Source organism: Streptomyces sp. NPDC059917, assembly GCF_042730635.1.
Classification (GTDB): domain Bacteria; phylum Actinomycetota; class Actinomycetes; order Streptomycetales; family Streptomycetaceae; genus Streptomyces.
Genome location: NZ_JBHWLC010000081.1, coordinates 1 through 22,701 on the forward strand (window position 1 = coordinate 1; position 22,701 = coordinate 22,701).

Below are 22,701 nucleotides of genomic sequence, written 5' to 3' on the forward strand. Positions count from 1 at the left end.
TTCCACTTCCGGCCGGGGCGCGGGGCGGGCGGGGAGCTGCCGCCGAACGACTGGGAGTCGATCTTCGGCGGCCCGGCGTGGACGCGGGTCGCGGACGGGGCGGACGGCTCCGGCTCCGGCTCCGACTCCGGCGGCGAGTGGTACCTGCACCTCTTCGCCCCCGAGCAGCCCGACTTCAACTGGGAACACCCGGCGGTCCAGGACGAGTTCCGCTCCATCCTGCGGTTCTGGCTGGACCTCGGCGCCGACGGCTTCCGCATCGACGTCGCGCACGGCCTGGTCAAGGCCCCCGGCCTGCCCGACCTCGGCCGCGACGAGCAGCTCAAGCTGCTGGGCAACCAGGTCCTGCCCTTCTTCGACCAGGACGGGGTCCACGAGATCTACCGCTCCTGGCGGACCGTGCTGGAGGAGTACGCCGGTGACCGCATCGGGGTCGCCGAGGCGTGGACCCCGAGCGCGGACCGCACCGCGCTCTACCTGCGGCCCGACGAGCTGCACCAGGCCTTCAACTTCCAGTACCTGAACACCGGGTGGGACGCCGACGCGCTGCGCGCGACCATCGACGAATCGCTCGACGCGATGCGGGTCGTGGGCGCTCCGACGACGTGGGTGCTGTCGAACCACGACGTGGTGCGGCACGTGACGCGGTACGGCGGTGGTGCGGAGGGCCTGGCGCGGGCGCGGGCGGCGGCGCTGTTGATGCTGGCGCTGCCGGGGTCGGCGTATGTGTACCAGGGTGAGGAGCTGGGGCTTCCGGAGGTGATCGACCTTCCCGCCGAGGTGCGTCAGGACCCGGCGTTCACGCGCGGCGCCGGTCAGGACGGGTTGCGGGACGGGTGTCGGGTGCCGATCCCGTGGTCGGGCGAGGAGGCTCCGTACGGCTTCGGTCCGGGTGGCAGCTGGCTGCCGCAGCCGCAGGAGTGGGCGGGGCTGAGCGTGGCCGCGCAGACCGGCGACCCGCACTCCACCCTGGAGCTGTACCGCTCCGCGCTGCGGATCCGGCGCGAGCGGACGGAGCTGGGCGCGGGCGACGCGGTCGAGTGGCTGGAGGCCCCGGCCGGGGTGCTGGCCTTCCGGCGCGGGGAGTTCGTCTGCACGGTGAACACGGGCGGCGCGGCGGTACGTACCCCCGCCCCCGGAACCGTGCTGCTGGCCAGCGGTCCGCTGGCCGACCCGGACCTGCTCCCGGCCGACACGGCGGTGTGGTGGCAGGGGTGACCTCCCCCCTTCGGCTGACGGACATCGCCGCGCAGGCCCAGGTCAGCGAGGCGACCGTCAGCCGTGTGCTCAACGGCAAGGCGGGCGTGGCGGCCGGCACCCGGCACAAGGTGCTGGCCGCGCTCGACCTGCTCGGCTACGAACGGCCCGTACGGCTGCGCAGGCGCAGCAACGGGCTCGTCGGGCTGCTCATCCCCGAGCTGACCAACCCGATCTTCCCCGCCTTCGCGCAGGTCATCGAGCAGGCGCTGGCGGGGCACGGGTACACGCCGGTGCTGTGCACGCAGACGCCCGGCGGGGCCACCGAGGACGAGCTGGTGGAGCAGCTGGAGCAGCGCGGGGTGACGGGGATCGTCTTCCTGTCCGGGCTGCACGCGGACTCCTCGGCGGATCCGACGCGCTACCAGCGGCTCGCGGCCCGCGGGGTCCCGTTCGTCCTGATCAACGGCTTCAACGAGCACGTCCACGCGCCCTTCATCTCGCCGGACGACCGGGCGGCCGCGGACATGGCCGTGCGGCACCTGGAGGCCCTCGGGCACCGGCGGATCGGGCTGGCGATCGGCCCGACGCGGTACGTTCCCTCGGCCCGCAAGGAACAGGGGTTCCTGGCCGCCCTGCCCTCGGCGGAGGCCGAAGGGCTGATCCAGCGCACGCTCTTCACGGTGGAGGGCGGGCACGCGGCGGGCGGTGCGCTGCTCGACCGGGGCTGCACGGGGATCGTGTGCGGGAGCGACCCGATGGCGCTGGGCGTCATCCGGGCGGCCCGCGAGCGCGGGCTGCGGGTCCCCGAGGACGTGTCGGTCGTCGGCTTCGACGACTCCCCGCTGATCGCCTTCACCGACCCGCCCCTGACCACGGTCCGCCAGCCGGTCCGCGCGATGGCGACGGCGGCGGTGGGCGCCCTGCTGGAGGCGGTGGGCGGCACGCCCGTCCAACGCACGGAGTTCGTCTTCCAACCGGAACTGGTCGTCCGCGGCTCCACGTCCCAGGCCCCCTGACGGACCCCGGCCGGGGGCCTGCCGGACCGGGTCGGGCGGAGCCGTGTGCCGCGGGCCCGCGCGTCAGGCGGGCCGGACGTTGTCCACCGCGGTGGTGAACTCGCGGCCGGACGAGCCCCGGATGTAGGCCAGCGTCGTCCAGTGCCGGCGGGCGGGGTCCGCCGACACGTCCTCGTTGATCACGGCCATCAGCTCGCCCTCCGCTCCGGAGGCGACGTCGCGCACGCGGAGCCGGAGCAGGCGATGGGGGACGTACGCGTAGCGCTCAGTCATCGGCCGGTTCCTCAAGGGACGAGAGGAACCGTTACACCGTCGCCGTGAAGGCCCGCCGTCACGTTGGAGTGGCGGAGTGCTGAGGTCGTGAGTGCGGCCGGGCTCCGGTCTCAAGGGGTGCGTTGCGCCGGTGGGGTTGCCGCCGGCGTCGTCTCCGCGGCGATCCACGACGCGTAGGCGTCCGAGCTGGTGTCCACCGGCAGGACGATCCACTCGGGGACGTCGTAGCCGTGGTGCTGGTCGACCCATGCGCTCAGGGCGGGCAGTCGGTCGCGGGTCGTCTTGTAGGAGACGCGCCATTCCGTGGCCGTCTCCACCGTGCCCTGCCACCGGTAGACGGCCGTGAGGGGTGCGTCGATGTGGGCGCAGGCGGCGAGTCGGGATTCGACCGCGCCCCGCGCCAACTCCCGCGCCGCCGGCTCGTTGTCGATCGTCGTCTGCGCGATCACGATGTCCGTCGCCATGCCGGTCCTCCTGCGGTGTCGGTTTGTCCCGGTGGACCCTACCCAGGCGGGACACGGCGGAGAAACAATTCTGCAATCTCTTGCGCAAGGTCTTGCAGGGGGCAGGGGCGGGGCCTACGGTCGCCAGCAATCCCCACCTCTTCGCCAGGAGGCCCCCCATGCCCCGCATCCACAGAGCCGTGGCCGCGCTTGCCGCACTCGCCGCCGTCGGCACGTGGCAGGCGCCGACGGCGGCCGCCGCGCCGCCCGCCGAGCGCGACGTCACCGCCGTGCTCTTCGAGTGGAACTTCGCCTCCGTCGCCAAGGCCTGCACCGACGGCCTCGGGCCCGCGGGGTACGGCTACGTGCAGGTCTCGCCGCCGCAGGAGCACATCCAGGGTCCGCAGTGGTGGACCTCGTACCAGCCCGTCAGCTACAAGATCGCCGGGCGGCTCGGTGACCGGGGCGCCTTCAAGGCCATGGTCGACACCTGCCACGCGGCCGGGGTGAAGGTGGTCGCGGACTCCGTCATCAACCACATGGCCGCCTCCGACGGCACCGGAACCGGGGGCAGTTCGTACACGAAGTACGACTACCCCGGGCTCTACTCCGGCGCCGACATGGACGACTGCCGCGCCACCATCTCCAGCTACCAGGACCGGGCCAACGTCCAGAACTGCGAGCTGGTGCAGCTGGCCGACCTCGACACCGGCGAGGACTACGTCCGCGGCCGGATCGCCGGGTACCTGAACGACCTGCTCTCCCTCGGCGTCGACGGCTTCCGGATCGACGCCGCCAAGCACATGCCCGCCGCCGACCTCGCCAACATCAAGTCCCGGCTGACCAAGCCGAACGCCTACTGGAAGCAGGAGGCGATATACGGCGCAGGCGAGGCCGTCCAGCCGAGCGAGTACCTGGGCAACGGGGACGTGCAGGAGTTCCGCTACGCCCGCGACCTCAAGCGGGTCTTCCAGAACGAGAACCTGGCCTACCTGAAGAACTTCGGCGAGGCCTGGGGCTACATGCCGAGCGGCCAGGCCGCCGTGTTCGTCGACAACCACGACACCGAGCGCGGCGGGGACACCCTCAACTACAAGGCGGGCGCGACCTACACCCTCGCCAACGTCTTCATGCTGGCCTGGCCCTACGGCTCCCCGGACGTGCACTCCGGGTACTCCTTCACCGACCGCGACGCCGGTCCGCCGAACGGCGGTGCGGTGAACGCCTGTTACACCGACGGCTGGACCTGCCAGCACGCCTGGCGCGAGATCTCCTCGATGGTGGGCTTCCACAACGCCGCTCGCGGCCAGGGCGTCACCAACTGGTGGGACAACGGCGGGGACCAGATCGCCTTCGGGCGCGGCGCGAAGGCGTACGTCGCCATCAACCACGAGGCGTCGGCGCTGACCCGGACCTTCCAGACCTCGCTCCCGGCGGGCGACTACTGCGACGTGCAGAGCGGCCGGGGCGTGACGGTGAACGGCTCCGGGCAGTTCACGGCGACGCTGGGGGCCGACACCGCCGTCGCCCTGCACGCGGGCGCCCGTACCTGCGGCGGCGGCTCGACCCCGCCCGCGGCGGGCGGCGCCTCCTTCGCCGTCAACGCCACCACCGTGCCCGGCCAGGACATCTACGTCACCGGCGACCAGGGCGCCCTCGGCAACTGGAACACCGCCTCCGCGCTCAAGCTCGACCCCGCCGCCTACCCGGTCTGGAAGCTCGACGTCAGCCTGCCCGCGGGCACCTCCTTCGCCTACAAGTACGTCCGCAAGGACGCCGCGGGCAACGTCACCTGGGAGAGCGGGGCCAACCGCACGGCCACCGTCCCCGCGAGCGGGAAGGTCGCGCTCGGCGACACCTGGCGCAACTGACCCCCACCGCGCCCCACCCCCTACCCGTTGAGGAGACCCCGCCTTGATACGCCCAGCCGCAGGAATCGTCGCCGCCGCCCTGGCCGTGACGTTCCTGCCCGCCCTCCCCGCGGCGGCCGCCGGCAAGGCTCCCGCCCCGCCCTCGGACGCGAAACTGGCGGCGCAGCCCGCCCGGCACGACCTGACCCGGGAGCAGTTCTACTTCGTGCTCCCCGACCGCTTCGCGAACGGCGACCCGCGCAACGACCGGGGCGGACTGACCGGCAGCCGCCTGCGGACCGGTCTGGACCCGACGGACAAGGGCTTCTACCAGGGCGGCGACCTCAAGGGGTTGACCGACCGGCTCGACTACATCAAGGGGCTGGGCACCACCGCCATCTGGATGGCGCCCCTCTTCAAGAACCAGCCGGTGCAGGGGGAGGGGGCCAACGCCTCGGCCGGTTACCACGGCTACTGGATCACCGACTTCACCCAGGTCGACCCGCACTTCGGGACCAACGCCGACCTGGAGCGGCTGATCGACAAGGCGCACGGGAAGGGGATGAAGGTCTTCTTCGACGTCATCACCAACCACACCGCCGACGTCATCGACTACGACGAGAAGTCGTACTCCTACCTCTCCAAGGGGGCCTTCCCCTACCTGACCAAGGACGGGGTGCCCTTCGACGACTCCGACTACGCCGCCGGGAAGAAGGGGTTCCCCGGTGTCGGGGCCGGATCCTTCCCGCGCACGCCGGTCGTGCCCGCGGCGAAGAAGGACGCCAAGGTCCCCGCCTGGCTGAACGATCCGTCGATGTACCACAACCGGGGCGACTCCACCTTCGCGGGCGAATCCGCCGAACAGGGCGACTTCTCCGGGCTCGACGACCTGTGGACCGAGCGTCCCGAGGTGGTCGGCGGGATGGAGAAGATCTACGAGAAGTGGGTCCGGGACTTCCGTATCGACGGCTTCCGGATCGACACCGTCAAACACGTCGACCTGCCGTTCTGGACGCAGTGGGCCACCGCCCTCGACAAGTACGCCGCCCAGCGCGGGCGCTCGAACTTCTTCATGTTCGGCGAGGTGTACTCCGCGGACCCGGCGGTCACCTCGCCCTACGTCACGCAGGGCCGCCTCGACGCCACCCTCGACTTCCCGCTCCAGGACGCGATCCGGGCGTACGCCGCCCAGGGCGCCGGAGCCGACCGGCTGGCCTCCGTCCTCGGGGCGGACTACCGGTACACCAGCGACAAGGCCAACGCCTACGAGCAGGTGACCTTCCTCGGCAACCACGACATGGGGAGGTTCGGCTCCTTCCTGAAGCAGGACCGGCCCGGGGCGGGGGAGCAGGAGCTGCTCGACCGCTACCGGCTGGCGAACGAGCTGATGTTCTTCTCCCGCGGCAACCCGGTGATCTACTACGGCGACGAGCAGGGCTTCACCGGCGCCGGGGGCGACAAGGACGCCCGCCAGTCCCTCTTCGCCTCCAAGACGCCCGACTACCTCGATGACGACCAGCTGGGAACGGCGCGCACGCACGCGAGCGATGCCTACGATCCGGGACACCCGCTCTACCAACAGATCAGTGCTCTCTCGAAGCTGACCAAGGCCCACCCGGCCCTGCGCGACGGCGTCCAGAGCGAACGCCTCGCCGACGGCTCCGTCTACGCCTTCGCCCGCACCGACCCGCGCACCCGCACCGAGTACCTGGTCGCCGCCAACAACGGCGCCGCGCCCCGCACCGTGGAACTCGACGCCCCGCCCGGCGCCGCCTACAGCGTCCTCCACGGCGGCGCGGGCACCACCACCGTCTGGGCCTCCTCCACCGGCAAGCTGTCCGTCACCGTCCCCGCCCTCGGCTCGGCGGTCCTCATGGGGACCACCCCGCTCCCGGCCCCCACCACCCGCCCCGCCCTGACCCTCACCCCGCCCGCCCCCGGCGCCACCGGCACCGTCGAGCTGTCGGCGGACGTCACCGGCGGCGGCCTGAACCGGGTCGTCTTCGCCGCCCAGAGCGGCAACGACGCCTGGCAGGTCCTCGGCTCCGCCGACCACGCCCCCTACAAGGTCACCCAGCGGATCACCGCCCCCGCGGGCACCGCACTGCGCTACAAGGCGGTCGTCGTCGACGCCTCCGGCCGCACCGCGAGCGCCCTCGCCGCCTCCGTCGCCGGGCAGTCACCGCCCCCCGAGGTCCCCACCGCCACCCAGCGCGACTACGCCGTCGTCCACTACAACCGCCCCGACGGCGACTACACGAACTGGCGGCTCTACGCCTGGGGCGACCTCGCCGACGGCGAGTCCACCACCTGGCCCGCCGGACACGACTTCACCGGCCGCGACGCCTACGGCGCCTTCGCCCACGTCAAGCTCAAGCCCGGCGCGAGCAGCGTCGGCTACCTCGTCATCGACAAGGACGGCACGAAGGACGTCGCCGCCGACCGCACCGTCGACGTGACCCGGACCGGCGAGATCTGGCTGGAGCAGGGCAAGGAAACGGCCCGCACCGACCGACCGCCCTACCCGCCCCAGGACCGGACCAAGGCGGTCCTGCACCTCAAGCGCCCCGACGGCGCCTACGACGGCTGGGGCCTGCACGTGTGGACCGGCGCCGCCGCCCCCACCGACTGGTCCAAGCCGCTGCTCCCCGCCCGCACCGACTCCTACGGCGCGGTCTACGAGGTCCCGCTCGCCCCGGGCGCCAGCTCGCTGAGCTACATCCTCCACAAGGGCGACGAGAAGGACCTCCCCACCGACCAGTCCCTCGACCTCAAGGCCACCGGCCACGAGGCCTGGCTGCTCGCGGGCCGGCAGGAGTACCTGCTGCCGCAGCCCGCCGGCTCCGCCGCCGCCCTCGACCTGACCAGGTCCGAAGCCGTCTGGATCGACCGCGACACCCTCGCCTGGAACGCCCCGCCCGCCGCGGCCTCCGTGCAGCTCCTGGCCTCGCGCGAGGGTGCGATCAAGGCCGAGAAGGGCGCCCTGACCGGCGCCGAGCGGGCCTCCTGGCTGCGGCTGACCCCGGGCGCGCTGAGCGCCGTACAGAAGCAGAAGTTCCCGCACCTCGCGGCGTACACCGCCTTCACCGTCGACCCGCGCGACCGCGGCCGGGTCCGCGAGGCGCTGCGCGGACAGCTCGTCGCGAGCGCCCGAGGCGCGAACGGCGCCGTGCTCGCCGCCACCGGGGTCCAGCTCGCGGGCGTCCTCGACGACCTGTACGCGAACACGGTCCCGCTCGGCCCGACCTTCTCGTCCCGCGGCCCGAAGCTCGCGCTCTGGGCGCCCACCGCCCAACAGGTCTCCCTCGAACTCGACGGCGGCGCCCGCACCGTCCCCATGCGCCGCGACGACGCCACCGGCGTCTGGTCGGTGGACGGCGAGCGCTCCTGGACCGGCAAGCGCTACCGCTACGCGGTGACCGTCTGGGCGCCGAGCGTGCGCCAGGTGGTCCGCAACCTGGTCACCGACCCCTACTCCACCGCGCTGACCACCGACTCGACGTACAGCCTGATCGCGGACCTGGCCGCGCCCGCGCTCCAGCCGCCCGGCTGGCGCGAGCTGAAGAAGCCCGCCGCCGTCCCCTTCACCTCCGCCCAGATCCAGGAACTCCACATCCGGGACTTCTCGGTGGCCGACCCCACCAGCAAGCACCCCGGCCAGTACCTGGCCTTCACCGACCGCGACTCGGCGGGCATGAAGCACCTGCGCTCGCTGGCCGCCGCCGGCACCTCCTACGTCCACCTCCTGCCCGCCTTCGACATCGCCACCATCCCCGAGGACCCGGCGAACCGCACCACCCCCGCCTGCGACCTCAAGGTCTACGCCCCCGACTCCCCGGAGCAGCAGGCCTGCGTGGCGGCCGCCGCCGCGAAGGACGCCTACAACTGGGGCTACGACCCGCTGCACTACACCGTTCCGGAGGGCTCGTACGCGAGCGACCCGAACGGCACCGCCCGCACCGTGGAGTTCCGGCGCATGGTGCAGTCCCTGGGCGACGCGGGCCTGCGCACGGTGATGGACGTGGTCTACAACCACACCGCCGCCTCCGGCCAGTCGGACCTCTCCGTCCTGGACCGGGTCGTCCCCGGCTACTACCAGCGCCTGCTCGCCGACGGCTCCGTCGCCACCAGCAGCTGCTGCTCCAACACGGCCACCGAGAACGCCATGATGGGCCGCCTGGTCGTGGACTCCGTGGTCACCTGGGCCAAGGAGTACAAGGTCGACGGCTTCCGCTTCGACCTGATGGGCCACCAGCCGAAGGCCAACATCCTGGCCGTGCGCGCCGCCCTGGACCGGCTGACCCCGGCGAAGGACGGGGTCGACGGCAAGAAGGTGATCCTCTACGGCGAGGGCTGGAACTTCGGCGAGGTCGCCGACGACGCCCGCTTCGTCCAGGCCACGCAGAAGAACATGGCCGGTACCGGCATCGCGACCTTCTCCGACCGGGCCCGCGACGCGGTCCGCGGCGGCGGCCCCTTCGACGAGGACCCGCGCGTGCAGGGCTTCGCCTCCGGGCTCTTCACCGACCCGGGCGCGACCCCAGCCAACGGCACCCCCGAGCAGCAGCTGGCCCGGCTCCGGCACGCCCAGGACCTGATCAAGGTCGGGCTCACCGGCAACCTGGCGGGCTACCGCTTCACGGACGCCACCGGTGCCTCGATCACGGGCGCCCAGCTGGACTACAACGGCCAGGGCGCCGGATACGCGGCGGCGCCGGGCGACGCCCTCGCCTACGCGGACGCCCACGACAACGAATCGCTCTACGACGCCCTCAAGTACAAGCTCCCGCCCGCCACCTCCACCGCGGACCAGGCCCGGATGCAGGTCCTGGCGATGGCCACGGCCACCCTGTCGCAGGGCCCGTCCCTCTCCCAGGCGGGCACCGACCTGCTGCGCTCGAAGTCCCTGGACCGCAACTCCTTCGACAGCGGCGACTGGTTCAACGCCATCCACTGGACCTGCCCGGCGGGGACCTCCAGCGCCAACGGCTTCGGCCGGGGCCTGCCGCCCGCCGCCGACAACCGGGCGAAGTGGCCCTACGCCGCACCGCTGCTGACCACCCCCGGCCCGACCTGCACGGACGTCACCGCGGCGGCGGCCGCCTACCGGGACCTGCTCGCCGTGCGCACCGCGGAGCCGTCCTTCGCGCTGACCAGCACGGCCGAGGTCCAGGCCGAACTGGCCTTCCCGCTCGCGGGCCCGACGGAGACCCCCGGCGTCATCACCATGACCCTCGGCGACCTGGTCGTGGTCTTCAACGCCACGCCCACCGCGCAGCTCCAGCGCGTCCCCGCACTGGCCGGGCGGGCCTACGCGCTGCACCCGCGGCAGGCCGCGGGCGCCGACCCGGTGGTCAAGGCGGCGGCGTACGACGCCGGGACCGGCGCGTTCACGGTCCCGGCCCGCACGGTGGCCGTCTTCCAGGGGAAGGGGGCGGCGGCCCGGTAGCCCGCGCGGGCCGCCTCACACCACCGTGAGGCGGTCCAGCCGCTTCTCCAACAGGATCACCCCGTACACCCGCCCGTCCAGGGCCTGCTTGGACGGGAACTCCCCGACCACCCGGTAGCCCGCGCCCTGGTAGTACGCCAGCAGCCGGGGGTTGGTGGAGACGCAGTCCAGCCGCGCCCGCTCCAGGCCGGCCCGGGCGATGCGCCGCTCGGCGTGTTCGAGCAGTCGGCGCCCGGCCCCGGCGGGCGCGGCCTCGCGCTCGACCATCAGCCGGTGCACGTACCCGGCGACCGGCGGCTGGACGCCCCAGGCCTCCTCGTCGGACCACCACAGCTCGTACGCCCCGCACACCCGGCCGTCGGCGTCGGCGGCGATCCACACCTCGCCGTCGGCCATCCGGGCCCGGAAGTGGTCGACGCCCTTCTCGCCCGGCTTCCACTGCTCGATGCCCTGGGCCCGCATCCACCGGGCGGCCTGGTCGTACAGGGCCACCAGGGTCGCGGCGTCCTTCTCCTCGGCCTGCCGGAACAAGATCCCGTCGTCAATGATCACGCGGTCATTATCACCGCGGGCGGGGCACCGACCGCTGTTCCGGGGCGGCGGCGTCGGACGCGGCGGGGATGAACGCGGCGAGCCGCCGCACCAGTTCGCCGAAGGGGCCGTCGGCGGGCTCGTCCGCCAGGATCCGGACCAGCAGGCCGGCCATCTCCTCGTCGTATGCGGCGCTCACGGCGGCCAGCGCGGCGAAGTCGTGCACCAGCTGGAGTTCCAGCTCGGCGCGCGGGATCCGGCGGCCGTCGAGCCAGATGAGCGCCGTGGACTCGGCGAGCGAGACCCAGGAGCGCACGACGAGTTCCAGCCGCGCGGGCGGCCGCTCGACGCCGAGGTGGCTGAGGATCTGCTCGTAGGCGGCCTGGCGGACCTCGTCGATCATCGCGTTCGTCCGGCTGGAGCCGACCGCGGGGCCGCCGCGCATCAGGGCGGAGAAGCCGGGCCCGTGCTCGTCGACGAAGGCGAAGTACCGGCCCATCACCCGCAGCAGCCGGGCGCCCAGGGGGCCTTCGGGCGGTTCGTCGAAGCGCGCGGCCAACTCGTCGGCGGCGCGCCGCAGCGCGGCCTCGTACAGGCTCAACTTGCCCGGAAAGTAGTGGTAGACGAGCGGTCGCGATATCCCGGCGGCCGCCGCGATCTCGTCGATCGACACCTCGTCGGGCGACCGGTTGCTGAAGAGATCCAGCGCCACGCCGATCAGCTGCTGCCGCCGCTCCTCGACACCCATCCTGCGTCGCACCCCGGTTGTCATGGCAACACCCTACGGGTAGTGCGTGCCGCGCGACATCCGCTATCTTGAACACGTTCAACTGAACGCGTTCAAAGGAACGTGTCCGGCGATCGAGGGACGGGGGTACGGCGATGGCCGAAATGTCGGTGGTCGCGGCGGGGGCCGGGCGCGTGCGCAGGTGCCTGTGGGACGCGGGCGGGGCGGAGGACGGCCGGCCCACCGGGCAGCAACGCGCCCTGGGCTGGGGCGCCGCGGTCAACGCGCTCGCCATGGCCCTCGTCATGGCGCCCGACCCCTACTTCGACGCCTCCTTCTTCCTGCTGCTCGCCCTCGTCGCGTCGCCGCTGCTCTTCCTGCGCATCCGCGGCAGCTTCACGACGGGCGCCGCCGTGCTGGGCGTGCTCTACACCGTGTTCAGCGTGCTCGGCGCCCTGGCCGGCCTGTTCGCCTTCGCGCCCTCCGGCATCCTGCTCCTGTTCGCCGCCTTCGCCGACGGCCGCCGACGGCCCTGCGCCGCCCGGGTGCTGACCGTCCTGGGCGGCCTCCTGCTGGCCCTCTCGCTCTGGTGCGCCGCCGCCATGGCGTGGTCCTTCTACGTCGCCCCCGCCCTCGGACTCGGCCGTGCCTGAGCCCGGGGAACCCGCAGCCGACCGCGCCCACGGGCTGCAGCGCGCCCTGGCCGCGATCGCGGCGCTGGACGCCGTGTTCCTGATGGCGGTCGCGGTCCACCTGGCCGGGTGGACCCACCTCGTCTGGCTCACCCTGGGCGCCGTCCTGCCGGTCCTGGCGCCGCCCTTCGTCGGGCGCCGCCGGGCCTTCGTCGCCACCTGCCTGGGCGTCGCGGCGAGCATCTGCGTGTGGTCGATGAGCCTCTTCGTCATCGGCGTGTTCGCCTTCTGGCCGACGGCGGCGCTCCTGGTCGGCGCCGCCTTCGCCGATCCGCGCCGCCAACCGCACGGGGTGTGGCCGATCTGCCTCGTCGGCGTCCTGCCGCGACTGGCCACGGTCTCGGTGATCGCCCACCTGCTCACCCGCTAGGGCGTCGCCGCCCCCCAAGGCCCCTCCGGGGGCGCCCCGATCGCCGGCGAGGCTCCGTTCTCCGGCCCCCGTCACAGGTCCAGCGTCAGCTGCCCGCCCCGGGCCCGGGACACGCACAGCAGCATCGAGGTCTCCCGCTCCGCGTCCGTCAGGAGGTCGTCGCGGTGGTCCACTTCGCCCGCCAGCACGCCGTGCTTGCAGGTGCCGCAGAAGCCCTGCTCGCAGGAGTACGGGGTGTTGGGCAGCTCCCGCAGGACCGCCGCCAGCGTCGTGCCGTCCGCAGGGACCTCCGCCGTGCGGCCCGAGCGGGCCAGGGTCACCGTGAACGGCTGCTCCGCCCCCGTGGCCGCCGCCGGGGCGAACCGCTCCAGTCGGACCTCCACCCCGGGCGGGGCCGCGGCGACCACCGCCGCCATCAGGGGCCCCGGGCCGCAGCAGTAGACCGCGGTGCCCGGCGCGGCCGCCGCCACCGGGGACAGGTCCGGCAGGCCCGCCTCGTCCTCGGGCACCACCGCCACCCGGTCCCCGTACGCCGCCAGCTCGTCCAGGAACGGCATCGACGCCCGGCTCCGCCCGCCGTAGAGCAGGGTCCAGTCGGCCCCCGCCGCCGTGGCCGCGCGCAGCATCGGCAGGATCGGGGTGATCCCGATCCCGCCCGCCACGAACACGTACGAGGCGGCCGGGACCAGCGCGAACCGGTTGCGCGGCGGCCGCAGTTCCAGCTCCGAGCCCTCCGTCAGCTGCGCGTGCGCCTCCCGCGAACCCCCGCGCCCGTCCGCCACCAGCCGGACCGCGATCGTGTACCGGCCGGGGACCGCCGGGTCCCCGCACAGCGAGTACTGGCGCACCAGCCCCGACGGCAGCGTGACGTCGACGTGCGCGCCCGGGGCCCACCCGGGCAGCTCGGCGGATTCCAGGACCAGCCGGAGCACCCCCTCGGCCGGTTCGGTGCGCGAGACGATCAGCGCGCGCAGCGACCGGCGCGGCGAGTACCCGGAGATCGGCTCCTCCAGGGCCGGGAGCGGCCACAGCGGCGAGCGCTCGATCCGGCGCCGCAGGGCCCGCCGCGCCAGCCAGACGGCCCCGGCCGCGGCGGTCACGGTGGCCGCGCGCCGCATCACCGGGCACCGCCGTTCGCACCGGGCGAGGCGGCGAGGTAGGCCACGGCCTGGGCCGTCGAGCCCTCCTGCGAGGGGTGGTACGAGCGGGACAGGTAGGAGGGGATCGACTTCAACATCGCGCCCGTCGAGGGCAGTACGCCCTGCTGCCCGGCCCGGAAGAACTGGCCGAGGGAGGCCTTGGCCCGCGGCAGGCCGGGGTCGTTCTCCATGAAGAAGCGGGCGCCGCGCTGCCACAGGAACACCAGCGCCGTGAAGGCCGTCGCCCAGGTCCTGGCCCGGCGCCGATAGCCGCCGTCGATGTGCATGAACAGCTCGAAGGCCACCGCCCGGTGCTCGACCTCCTCGGCCCCGTGCCAGCGCAGCAGGTCCAGCATCACCGGGTCCGCGCCGCGCCGGTCCAGCTCGTCGGCGTTCAGGATCCAGTTGCCGAGGAAGGCGGTGTAATGCTCGATCGCCGCGATCGTCGCCACCCGCTCCTTGAGCCACCACTCCCGGGCCCGGCCCGGCGGCAGGGTGCGGTCCCCGAGCAGCTTCTCGAAGAGCCAGTCCACCTGCGCGGTGTACGGAGTGGGGTCCAGGCCGAGGCGCTTGAGGTGGGGCAGTACGTCGTCGTGCGCGGCCGCGTGCATCGCCTCCTGGCCGATGAAGCCGACCACGTCCGCCCGCAGCCGCTCGTCCGTGATGTACGGCAGCACCTGCTTGTAGACGTGCACGAACCAGCGCTCGCCCGCCGGGAGCAGCAGGTGCAGCACGTTCATGGTGTGCCCGGCGAAGGGATCGCCGGGCAGCCAGTGGAGCGGGGTGTCCTCCCAGGAGAAGGACACGTTCCGGGCCTTGAGCGGTATGTGCTCCGACGCCACGGGTGCGGGTGCAGGTGCGGACGGCGTATTAGACATGGCGTCAATGTACTGATGGGTAGGCCGCCGCAACACCCCCGTGCGCCGATTCCCTAGCGCAGGACGCCCGCCTTCGTGCCGTCCGTCAGCTTCCCGGACAGCTCCACCTGCGCGCCCTCCGCGGCCTTCACCGCCAACCGGTTCCCGGTCGCCGACCCGGTGGCCCCGCCCGTCACCGACAGGGACGTGAACTGCGCCGTGCCCGCCGCCAGCACGTACCAGTGGCCGCCCTGCGACTTCCACAGCACGCCCGCCAACACCTGCGGCTCCCGCGACCCGCACGCCGGGGAGCCCTCCGCCTTGGCCGCCTGCGCCGCCACCTGCGCGCCCGGCGCCAGGAACTGCGCCTGCACCCGGTCCGCGGTGCCCCGCCAGGTCTCGGCCCGGGTGCACAGCCAGGCCGCCGTGCCGTTGCCCTCCGGCAGCGGCTGGCGCGCGTACGCCCACGAGTTGACCGTCCGCACCCCGTGCGAGCGGACCGCCGGCAGCAGGCACGCGATCCGCGACCACTCGCTCAGCTCCGCCGCCTGCGTCACGTCGCGCGCGGCTCCCGGGGCCCCCGAGGTCAACCGGGCCGGGGTCAGCTCGCCCAGGTCCGTCACCAACCGGGGCCCGGCGGCGGTCTCCAGGGCCAGCGCGTTCCAGGCCGTACAGGCCCCGGCCGGAGCCGGACCCGCCACCGGGGCGGTGATGCCGTCCGTGCCCAGGCGCAGCGGCGTCGGGGCGTCCGCCGGCTTGAGCAGGTCCCGCACCGTCACCCCCGTCACCCACGGCGCCGTTAGGTAGCGGACGTTGCCGTCCACCCGGCTCAGCACCAGCGCGGTCGCCGTCTCCGCCGCCGCCCCGTCCGTACGGGCGAAGTCCAGGGCCGCGCCGGAGGTCCCCGAGAGGGGCTCCGCGTAGCGCACCACGCGCAGCCCGTCGTGCATCAGCACCACGACCGCCTGGTCGACCGTGCCCGCGAACAGCAGCTGCGGCGGTCCCATCGGCGGACCCGCCGGGGTGTCGGGGGTCGCCGAGACCACCACCGAGGCGCCGGGGCGGGCCCAGACGGCCAGCGCCCGGCGCAGCAGCTCCTTGTCGCCCTGGCGGTCGCCCCGCGCGGGCCAGGCCGAGAAGTCGACGCGGTCGGCCGTGCGCCACTGCCCGGCCGGAGCCCGGGTCACCCGCGCCGGGTCCAGGGCCTGTTCCGCCGCGGCGTTACGGGCGTACGCGGGCGCAGCGGCGCCGTCGGAGCCCCACCCCCCGCCCGGCAGCGCGAGCAGCGCCCCGCCCACCAGCAGCGCGGCGCCCGCCGCGAGCGAACCGCGCACCCAGCGCCGCCGCCGCAGCAGGTCGGTGGGGCGGGCCTGGAGCACGCAGGGGTCGAACTCGGGCGAGGCGAACAGGGCGTCGTTCTCGGGCCCCCCGGCCCCGGCGAGCGCGGCCTGCGGATCCACCACCCCGGCCTCGGTCAGCACCAGCAGCACCTCGGGGCCGTCCAGCCGCTCCAGGGCGCGCAGCACGCAGGCCGCCCGGGCGGGCCCGTCGAGGGTGGCCAACCACTGGTCCAGGGCCAGCTCCTCGGCCCCGCCGGAGCGCGGGAACAGCCGCAGCCCCCACACCTGCGGCAGCGCGGGCGGCAGCTGCGCCCGCCGGGGCAGCGCCCGGAAGGTCAGGGGCAGCCCGGCCTCCAGCGCGGCGCGCAGCACCCGGAGGCGGACGTAGGCGTACCCGGCGTCGGCGCCCGGATCGCCGTCCTGCCCGCCGCGCTGGAACGGTACGAGGCCCTGCGCGCCGGAGGCCTCCCGGCCGCGCGGCAGGGCCCGCTGGGCCAGGGCGTGCGCGGTCAGCACCCGGCGGTTGCGCCCGAGCGACGGCGGCAGCACGAGGTAGGCGAGCCGCACCAGCCGCGGGTAGTGCTCGACGATGGCGGCCTCGGCGCGCTCGACGTCGACCCCGGCGTCGAGGGGGTGCGGGCGGGGGCGGGTGGCGGTGTCCGGCGCAGTCACGTTCAGCAGAACGAGCGAATGCCCGGATGGTCACCCGGCCGACTCGGGCCCCGGGCGCGGCACTTGGGCGCGGCACGCGGGCGCGCCGGGCCCGGCGCGCCCGCTCGGGGGGTCGGCCGGGCGGCCGGTCGGCTGGTCAGACGGTCAGGCGGTCAGACGGTCAGGCGGTCAGGCGGGCGCGGAGGGCGTCGACCGTGGCGTCCGGGACGCCGAGGCCCTCGCGGACGTACTTCTCCATCGAGCCGTACCGCACGGCCACCTCGTCCAGGGCCGCCTCCAGGTACTCCGGCACGACCCCGATCAGGGCGATCGCGATCTCCGGGTCGCCGCCCGCCATCGTGAAGCCCTCGATCATCGGCGCGAAGGCCTTGCGGACGGCCGGGTTGACCGAGAGGTACTCCTCCATCAGCGTCTCGTCGTCCGCGCCGAGCAGGGCGAGGACCACGGTCGCGCCCCACCCGGTACGGTCCTTGCCCGCCGTGCAGTGGAAGAGCAGCGGCCCCGACTCCTCGTCCGCCAGCTCCGTCAGCAGCGTCCGGTACGCCTCCTGGCCCGAGGAGGAGCTGACGAAGGACCGGTAGGTCTCGGCGAAGAGCGCTTGCGCCTTCCCGCCGCCCAGGTGCCGCTGCGCCACCGCGGGGTCGGACAGCAGGTCCTTGAGCTGCGCGGCGGCGGGCATGCCGCCCGCGTTCACCTTGTCGGCCAGGACGTCGGCCACGAGCATCCGGGCCCCCTCCGGCGGCACGTCCGGGTGGTCGCCGCGCTCGGCGTCGGTGCGGAAGTCGATGACCGTCCGCAGTCCCAGGGCCGCCACGGCGGGGTCGGCGGCGAGGTCGAGCCGGTCGAGCTGACCGGAGCGCAGCACCAGGCCGGGGCGCACCGTGCGGCCACCGGCTATTCGGGTGCCGCCGAGGTCGCGGAGGTTGGCGACGGTGGTGGACGGGGTGGCGGTCATCGTGGGCAACTCCAGCGTTGTACGGGTGGCTCTTCCACGCAGGTGGCTCTTAGCCTATTTTCGAATGATTCGGGCGGGAAAGGTAATCGGCGGCCAGCGAGAGCCCGACCCCGATCCCCAGCGCCACCAGGTGCCCGGCGTCCGTGAAGGTCCGCTCGCGCCGCAGCACCGGCCGCAGCCCGAGCGCCAGCAGCCCCGCCCGGGCGGTGTGCCGCGCGGCCCCGCGGGGCAGCGCCGAGGTGAGGGCGCCCAGCACCGCGTTGAAGCCGTAGCTGGTGCCCACGTCCACCGCCCGCCGGGTGCCCGGACCGGTCCGGCGGGCCCGCAGCGTCCCGTACACGAGCAGCGTGGCTCCCGCGTGCCCGAGCAGGAACACGCCCGCGGTCCACCAGGCCCCGTAGGCGTACTCGGCGTACCCGAGGACGGCGAGGAGCAGCAGCGCGTAGGGCAGCGGCATCGGCTCCTCCACCACGAAGGCGCTGCTCAGCAGGGTCTCCCAGCGCCCGGCGGCGAGGTTGTCGACATTGGTCGAGCAGCCCCGCAGCACCTGTTCGCGCTCCCGCTCGCCCAGCCGCTCCAGCGCGTAGGCGCCGAGCTGCACGCCACCGGTGTAGACCGGCCCCAGCAGTAGTGGATTCACCCGATCATGATCGGTCATGGGTACGTGGCCCGCGCAACCGGTACCGCCGTTCCCGTGCCGCGCGAGGGGTGGGAACATGTGCGGACCATGTCACCTGCCCCCGCGCCGATGCGCCGTACGCGGGCCGCGATGTTCGCGGCGGTGTGTGTCGCTTTGGCTGCATTGGGGCATTCGTACATGTCTGGCCATGACATTCCGGCTGCCGGCCTCCTGGCCGCGTTCGGGGTGACGGGCTCCCTCGCCTGGCTGGGTGCCGGGCGGCGGCGCGGGGGCGTGGCCATCGGGGCCGCGCTGGTCGCCGTACAGGGCGTGCTCCACCTGATCTTCTCCGCGCTGGGCGAGCCGCACGGGGCCGCGGCCCCGGCGCCCGCGACGGCCGCGGCATCCACGGGGCCCGTGATCGACATGCCGGGCATGGCCGGCATGCACCACGGCGCCGCGGGCGCGCACCACGGCGCCGCGGCGGACCTCGCCGCCCTGCCCGGGACGGACGCCGTGCCGGGCATGGACGCGATGCCCGGGATGGACGCCGTGCAGGGCATGGACGCCATGTCGGGCATGGGGGCCATGGCCGGGCACGGCGGGTTCGGCATGATCGCCGCCCACGTGCTGGCCGCGCTGTTCTGCGCGATCTGGCTCGCCTGGGGCGAAGCCGCCGTCTTCCGGCTCGCCCGCGCGCTCGGCTCGCTCGCCGTCGTCGCGGCCTCGCCGCTGCGCCGGGCGCTGGCGCTCGTGGGGGCGCACCGCCCCCACACGCCCGCACGCCCCGTGCGCCCCCGCACGCCGGAGCCGCCGCGCGCGCTGCGCGGGGCCGTCCACGCCCATGACGCCGTCCGGCGGGGACCACCCGGGTGGCCGACCACCCGAGCCACGGCCCCCGGCCGTCCTGCCTGCGCCTGACCGGCGATCCGGCGAGACCTGGGGCCGCTTCCCCCTGTCTTCGCCAACACCTAGGACCGTCATGTCCATTGAAGAACTCAGAGACGCCGGCGCCCCTGCCGCCCCTCCCGCACCCACCCCCGAGATCCGGCGGCGCGGCGCCTGGGCGGGCCTGCGCCCGCTCGTCCTGCGCATGCACTTCTACGCCGGGCTGCTCGTGGCCCCGCTGCTCTTCGTCGCCGCCGCGACGGGGCTGATGTACGCCCTCTCCTTCCAGGCGGAGAAGGTGGTCTACTCCGACGAGCTGACCGTCGCCCGGGTCGGCCAGCACGTCCTGCCGCTCAGCGCACAGGTCGAGGCGGCCAAGGGCGCCGCGCCCAAGGCCGAGGTCACCGGCGTCTGGCCGGCGCCGGAGGCGGACGCCACCACCCGGGTGATCATGAAGAGCCCCGGGCTCGCGGACGGCGAGACGCTCACCGTCTTCGTCGACCCCTACACCGGCGACGTACGCGGCCAGCTGACCACGAGCGGCGACGCGCTGCCGCTGCGCGCCTGGCTCAGCGCCTTCCACTCCAACCTCCAACTCGGCGAGATCGGGCGCAACTACAGCGAGCTGGCCGCGAGCTGGCTCTGGGTCGTCGCCCTCGGCGGACTCGCGCTGTGGATCGGCCGGACGCGCAAGCGCCGGGCGGACCTGGTCCTGCCGGACCGCTCGGCCACCGGCCGCCGCCGCACCCTGTCGTGGCACGGCACCGTCGGCCTGTGGGCCGTCGTGGGCCTGGTGGCTCTGTCGGCCACCGGCCTGACCTGGTCGAAGTACGCCGGTGAGAACATCGGGCAGCTCCAGGACCGGCTGGGCGGCGCCACGCCGTCCGTCTCCGCCAAGCTCAAGGGCGGCGCCGACGACGGCGGCGACGAGCACGCGAACCACAAGATCGACGCCAACGGCCAGATGATCATGCCCGTCGGTCCCGACGTCGGCATAGACAAGGCCGTCGAGGCCGCCCGCGCGGCCGGGGTCACCGAGCAGCTCCAGGTGACCCTGCCCGCCCAGGGCAAGGGGTACGTCATCAAGGAGCGGGACCGCACGGTCCCGGTCCACCTCGACGCGGTCTCCGTCGACCCCGCCGACGGCGCGGTCATGGACGAGCTGCGCTTCGCCGACTACCCGCTGCTCGCCAAGCTGACCCGCTTCGGCATCGACGGGCACATGGGGCTGCTGTTCGGGCTGGTCAACCAGCTCGCGCTGGCGGCGCTCGGACTCGCCCTGATGTTCCTGGTCTTCTGGGGCTACCGGATGTGGTGGCTGCGCCGACCGACCAAGGACCGCGCGCTGTCCGTGGGCCGGGCCCAGCCGCGCGGCGCCTGGCGCAAGGCGCCGCTGACGGTGCTGCTGCCGCTGGCCGCGGTGACGGCCGTGGTCGGCTGGTTCGTGCCGCTGCTGGGCATCAGCCTGCTGGGCTTCCTGGCCGTCGACATGGTCCTCGGCGCGGTCGGCCGGGCCAAGGCCCGGCGCGGGGCGCCGGCGTAGGTTCCGCGCGGGGCCCCGTACGGGGCCCGTACGGACGAACGGTGGACCCGTGCCTCCCCTCGCGAAGCACGGGCCCACCGTCGGTACCAGTTCAGTTCACTTCGGCCGACTGCGCACGAGCGCTCAGGGGGCGTACTTGTAGCCCACCCGGCGCACGGTCTGGATCGCGCCGCGGTTCGCCGCGCCCAGCTTGCGGCGCAGCCGGGCGATGTGGACGTCCACGGTCCGGCCGTCGCCGACGTGACCGTAGCCCCACACGGTGGTGACCAGCTGGTCACGGCTGTGCACCCGGTGCGGGTTCGCCACCAGGTGCGCCAGCAGCTCGAACTCCAGGTACGTCAGGTCCAGCACCTCGCCGTCGACCTCGGCCGTGCGCTGCTCGGAGTCGATCCGGACGAGCGCGTCGCCCGTGATGGCCGGGGCGGCGGTCGTCGCCCCGGCCGGGGTGCCCGGGCCGAAGGGGGCCGTGGCGAAGGGGGAGGGGGCGAAGGCGATCGGCGGCTGCTGGTGATCGGCCGGTACGAGCACCAGGTAGCCGACCATCGGCGGCTGGCCCGGCAGCGTCGGCACGGTGTGCTGGGGCGCGGGCAGCCAGGTGGCGCCGGGCGGCAGCAGGTCCACCACGCGGGCGACCTCGTCCCGGTCGACGGCGCGCAGCCGGTGGCGGGGGCTGGGGTTCGTACTGGGCGGGTAGGGGCGGTGGGCGGTCGCAGCGGTGGCGGCGGTGGAGAGGGTACGGGTGTTCGCCATGAGTGGTCAGCTCTTTCACGCGGGGGAGTCGGCAGGAGACGTGCGTCGTCGTACCGCGCAGACCGAAGGCCTTCGGGAAGGTCTGTTGCAGAGGTTCCGGAAGGCTTTAGAGGGCCGGCGCGTTCTTCGCGCGGCAACACACCCGGTCGAAATCGTGATCCTGACGGGAAGGCCAGAACGGCTCGAGGTCGCTGCGACCTGTCGAGGAGTGATGCGGGTAGCCGGCCATGCGGCCATTCAAGCAGATGTCGGGGGCGCAGGGCAGACCCCGTCTCACCTGCTGGATCGGAATCTCATATTCCGTGATCATGGCCGCACGGCACCGCATCAATACCGGACAAACCGTCAACGGGCCAGCCGCTTGCGCCAGTCCAGATCCGTCACGCGTATCGCATCATGGGCGGATCCGTCCCAGAGGCACCGCAGCCCCACCGCCGCCAGGGCGGCGACCACCTCGCGGCCCACCGCCGCGGTCGAGGCCTCGTCCCACCCCGTCTCCCCGCCCGCCCCGAAGCTCCCGTAGATCAGGATGAGGTCACCGCCCTGCGCCGCGCCCTCGGTGCACATGCGGTGGAAGAAGACGAAGCCGCGCGCCCCTTCGGCCCCGACGCCCCGGATCTCCGCGCGGCCGCAGCCCCGGCAACAGGCGAAGTCCTCCCGGGCGGTGATCCCCGCGTCCTCCAGCGCCGCGAACGCCCGCGACACGCGCTCGGGATCGGTCTCGCCGACCCAGCCCGCCTGCTCCGCGACCCGCTCCCGCCACAGTCGCAACACCAGCTCGGCGGCCTGCGCCCCGGAGACCGGTCGCACCGGACCGTCCACCAAGTAGTCCTCGGCCAGCTCGGTCAGCTCCGGCCGCCCGTCGTAACCGCACCGCAGCGCGAGGCGGACCCGCTGCTCCAACTCCCCGCGCACGGCGGCGTCGAGCGGCGGGGCCGTCCGCGCCGCCGGGAGGGGGACGTGCTCCCAGACCGTCCCCAGGTCCCAGTCCGCGTCCCCGCGCGCCCAACCGGCCAGCACCGCGCCGACCTCCCGGGCGCTGTGCGGGTACGCGCGGAAGTGTCGCCCGGGGTCACCGTCCCGGTACTCCAACTGGTAGGTCCGCGGCCCGGCGTCCGCCGCCTCGTGCCAGACCTGCACGTACACGTCGGGATCGCTCGGGATCCGTTCGACGACGAGGAAGCGGTCCCCGTCCGCGCCGATGCGCTCCGCCAGCCGCTCCAACTCGCCGTGCCCGGGCCGTACGTGGGCCTCGCCGAGCTCCGTCCCGATCCTGATCGCCAACGTCGCCCCGGTCGGCCCCGACGGCGCCCCCGTCGGCCTCGGCGTACTCGGCGTACTCGTCGTACCTGTCGTACTCCTCGTACCTGTCGTACCTGTCGTTCCC

General features: G+C 73.9%; 19 protein-coding genes. 8 read left to right on the forward strand and 11 right to left on the reverse strand.

Annotated features, from left to right (window positions below; translation table 11 throughout):
* A partial coding sequence (locus tag ACFWAR_RS32520; protein ID WP_385785053.1) for an alpha-amylase family glycosyl hydrolase occupies positions 1-1,218 on the forward strand: 1,218 nt, incomplete at its 5' end.
* Positions 1,206-2,216, forward strand: coding sequence for a LacI family DNA-binding transcriptional regulator (locus ACFWAR_RS32525; protein WP_385785056.1), 1,011 nt, complete (start codon positions 1,206-1,208; stop codon positions 2,214-2,216). The genes ACFWAR_RS32520 and ACFWAR_RS32525, both read left to right, overlap by 13 nt.
* 63 nt (positions 2,217-2,279) lie before the next feature.
* Here the strand turns inward: ACFWAR_RS32525 and ACFWAR_RS32530 are convergent, their stop codons facing one another.
* Positions 2,280-2,489 (reverse strand): hypothetical protein, encoded by a 210-nt coding sequence (locus ACFWAR_RS32530; RefSeq protein ID WP_385785058.1) that lies wholly within the window; start codon positions 2,487-2,489, stop codon positions 2,280-2,282.
* Positions 2,490-2,599: 110 nt separating this feature from the next.
* Positions 2,600-2,953 carry a divalent-cation tolerance protein CutA gene (cutA, locus tag ACFWAR_RS32535; RefSeq protein ID WP_385785060.1) on the reverse strand — a complete coding sequence of 118 codons (354 nt, stop codon included), beginning with the start codon at positions 2,951-2,953 and terminating at the stop codon, positions 2,600-2,602.
* Positions 2,954-3,111: 158 nt separating this feature from the next.
* Here cutA and ACFWAR_RS32540 point away from each other — a divergent pair, with 158 nt between their 5' ends.
* Positions 3,112-4,803 (forward strand): carbohydrate-binding module family 20 domain-containing protein, encoded by a 1,692-nt coding sequence (locus ACFWAR_RS32540; protein ID WP_385785063.1) that lies wholly within the window; start codon positions 3,112-3,114, stop codon positions 4,801-4,803.
* 43 nt (positions 4,804-4,846) lie between these two features.
* The gene (gene pulA / locus ACFWAR_RS32545; RefSeq protein WP_385785066.1) at positions 4,847-10,231 is read left to right on the forward strand and encodes a pullulanase-type alpha-1,6-glucosidase; all 5,385 of its coding nucleotides are present in this window, start codon (positions 4,847-4,849) and stop codon (positions 10,229-10,231) included.
* A gap of 15 nt (positions 10,232-10,246) precedes the next feature.
* Here the strand turns inward: pulA and ACFWAR_RS32550 are convergent, their stop codons facing one another.
* Both ACFWAR_RS32550 and ACFWAR_RS32555 read right to left on the reverse strand, forming a co-directional pair.
* Positions 10,247-10,783 carry a GNAT family N-acetyltransferase gene (locus ACFWAR_RS32550; RefSeq protein ID WP_385785068.1) on the reverse strand — a complete coding sequence of 179 codons (537 nt, stop codon included), beginning with the start codon at positions 10,781-10,783 and terminating at the stop codon, positions 10,247-10,249.
* A 10-nt stretch (positions 10,784-10,793) separates the two neighbouring features.
* Positions 10,794-11,534, reverse strand: coding sequence for a TetR/AcrR family transcriptional regulator (locus ACFWAR_RS32555; RefSeq protein WP_385785070.1), 741 nt, complete (start codon positions 11,532-11,534; stop codon positions 10,794-10,796).
* A gap of 110 nt (positions 11,535-11,644) precedes the next feature.
* On the opposite strand from ACFWAR_RS32555, the gene ACFWAR_RS32560 reads away from it, so the two are divergent.
* Both ACFWAR_RS32560 and ACFWAR_RS32565 read left to right on the forward strand, forming a co-directional pair.
* Positions 11,645-12,142: a hypothetical protein gene (locus ACFWAR_RS32560; protein WP_385785072.1), complete on the forward strand. Its 498-nt coding sequence runs from the start codon at positions 11,645-11,647 to the stop codon at positions 12,140-12,142.
* The gene (locus ACFWAR_RS32565) at positions 12,135-12,551 is read left to right on the forward strand and encodes a hypothetical protein (protein ID WP_385785074.1); all 417 of its coding nucleotides are present in this window, start codon (positions 12,135-12,137) and stop codon (positions 12,549-12,551) included. The genes ACFWAR_RS32560 and ACFWAR_RS32565 overlap by 8 nt, the downstream gene beginning before the upstream one ends.
* A gap of 71 nt (positions 12,552-12,622) precedes the next feature.
* On the opposite strand, the gene ACFWAR_RS32570 is transcribed toward ACFWAR_RS32565, so the two are convergent.
* The 5 genes from ACFWAR_RS32570 to ACFWAR_RS32590 form a co-directional block, all read right to left on the reverse strand.
* The gene (locus tag ACFWAR_RS32570) at positions 12,623-13,669 is read right to left on the reverse strand and encodes a PDR/VanB family oxidoreductase (RefSeq protein WP_385785076.1); all 1,047 of its coding nucleotides are present in this window, start codon (positions 13,667-13,669) and stop codon (positions 12,623-12,625) included.
* Positions 13,669-14,568 carry a metal-dependent hydrolase gene (locus tag ACFWAR_RS32575; protein WP_385785080.1) on the reverse strand — a complete coding sequence of 300 codons (900 nt, stop codon included), beginning with the start codon at positions 14,566-14,568 and terminating at the stop codon, positions 13,669-13,671. The genes ACFWAR_RS32570 and ACFWAR_RS32575 overlap by 1 nt, the downstream gene beginning before the upstream one ends.
* 53 nt (positions 14,569-14,621) lie before the next feature.
* On the reverse strand, positions 14,622-16,559 hold the full coding sequence (locus ACFWAR_RS32580) for a hypothetical protein (protein WP_385785083.1): 1,938 nt from the start codon (positions 16,557-16,559) through the stop codon (positions 14,622-14,624).
* A gap of 160 nt (positions 16,560-16,719) precedes the next feature.
* Positions 16,720-17,514: a tyrosine-protein phosphatase gene (locus ACFWAR_RS32585; RefSeq protein WP_385785134.1), complete on the reverse strand. Its 795-nt coding sequence runs from the start codon at positions 17,512-17,514 to the stop codon at positions 16,720-16,722.
* Positions 17,515-17,563: 49 nt separating this feature from the next.
* The gene (locus tag ACFWAR_RS32590) at positions 17,564-18,154 is read right to left on the reverse strand and encodes a rhomboid-like protein (RefSeq protein WP_385785085.1); all 591 of its coding nucleotides are present in this window, start codon (positions 18,152-18,154) and stop codon (positions 17,564-17,566) included.
* A 177-nt stretch (positions 18,155-18,331) separates the two neighbouring features.
* On the opposite strand from ACFWAR_RS32590, the gene ACFWAR_RS32595 reads away from it, so the two are divergent.
* Both ACFWAR_RS32595 and ACFWAR_RS32600 read left to right on the forward strand, forming a co-directional pair.
* The gene (locus tag ACFWAR_RS32595) at positions 18,332-19,054 is read left to right on the forward strand and encodes a hypothetical protein (RefSeq protein ID WP_385785088.1); all 723 of its coding nucleotides are present in this window, start codon (positions 18,332-18,334) and stop codon (positions 19,052-19,054) included.
* Positions 19,055-19,115: 61 nt separating this feature from the next.
* The gene (locus ACFWAR_RS32600; protein WP_385785091.1) at positions 19,116-20,564 is read left to right on the forward strand and encodes a PepSY-associated TM helix domain-containing protein; all 1,449 of its coding nucleotides are present in this window, start codon (positions 19,116-19,118) and stop codon (positions 20,562-20,564) included.
* A gap of 123 nt (positions 20,565-20,687) precedes the next feature.
* Here ACFWAR_RS32600 and ACFWAR_RS32605 read toward each other — a convergent pair whose 3' ends face one another.
* Together ACFWAR_RS32605 and ACFWAR_RS32610 are read right to left on the reverse strand one after the other, a co-directional pair.
* Positions 20,688-21,314, reverse strand: coding sequence for a winged helix-turn-helix domain-containing protein (locus tag ACFWAR_RS32605; RefSeq protein WP_385785093.1), 627 nt, complete (start codon positions 21,312-21,314; stop codon positions 20,688-20,690).
* Between the two features lie 345 nt (positions 21,315-21,659).
* Positions 21,660-22,598: a DUF6891 domain-containing protein gene (locus ACFWAR_RS32610; protein WP_385785096.1), complete on the reverse strand. Its 939-nt coding sequence runs from the start codon at positions 22,596-22,598 to the stop codon at positions 21,660-21,662.
* Positions 22,599-22,701 lie beyond the last annotated feature (103 nt).

Coding starts and splice junctions, on each gene's coding strand:
- ACFWAR_RS32585 (WP_385785134.1), bottom strand. CDS start 17,514: ATGACCGCCACCCCGTCCACCACCGTCGCCAACCTCCGCGACCTCGGC.
- ACFWAR_RS32560 (WP_385785072.1), top strand. CDS start 11,645: ATGGCCGAAATGTCGGTGGTCGCGGCGGGGGCCGGGCGCGTGCGCAGG.
- ACFWAR_RS32530 (WP_385785058.1), bottom strand. CDS start 2,489: ATGACTGAGCGCTACGCGTACGTCCCCCATCGCCTGCTCCGGCTCCGC.
- ACFWAR_RS32575 (WP_385785080.1), bottom strand. CDS start 14,568: ATGTCTAATACGCCGTCCGCACCTGCACCCGCACCCGTGGCGTCGGAG.
- ACFWAR_RS32595 (WP_385785088.1), top strand. CDS start 18,332: ATGTCTGGCCATGACATTCCGGCTGCCGGCCTCCTGGCCGCGTTCGGG.
- cutA (WP_385785060.1), bottom strand. CDS start 2,953: ATGGCGACGGACATCGTGATCGCGCAGACGACGATCGACAACGAGCCG.
- ACFWAR_RS32570 (WP_385785076.1), bottom strand. CDS start 13,669: ATGCGGCGCGCGGCCACCGTGACCGCCGCGGCCGGGGCCGTCTGGCTG.
- ACFWAR_RS32555 (WP_385785070.1), bottom strand. CDS start 11,534: ATGACAACCGGGGTGCGACGCAGGATGGGTGTCGAGGAGCGGCGGCAG.
- ACFWAR_RS32540 (WP_385785063.1), top strand. CDS start 3,112: ATGCCCCGCATCCACAGAGCCGTGGCCGCGCTTGCCGCACTCGCCGCC.
- ACFWAR_RS32600 (WP_385785091.1), top strand. CDS start 19,116: ATGTCCATTGAAGAACTCAGAGACGCCGGCGCCCCTGCCGCCCCTCCC.
- ACFWAR_RS32605 (WP_385785093.1), bottom strand. CDS start 21,314: ATGGCGAACACCCGTACCCTCTCCACCGCCGCCACCGCTGCGACCGCC.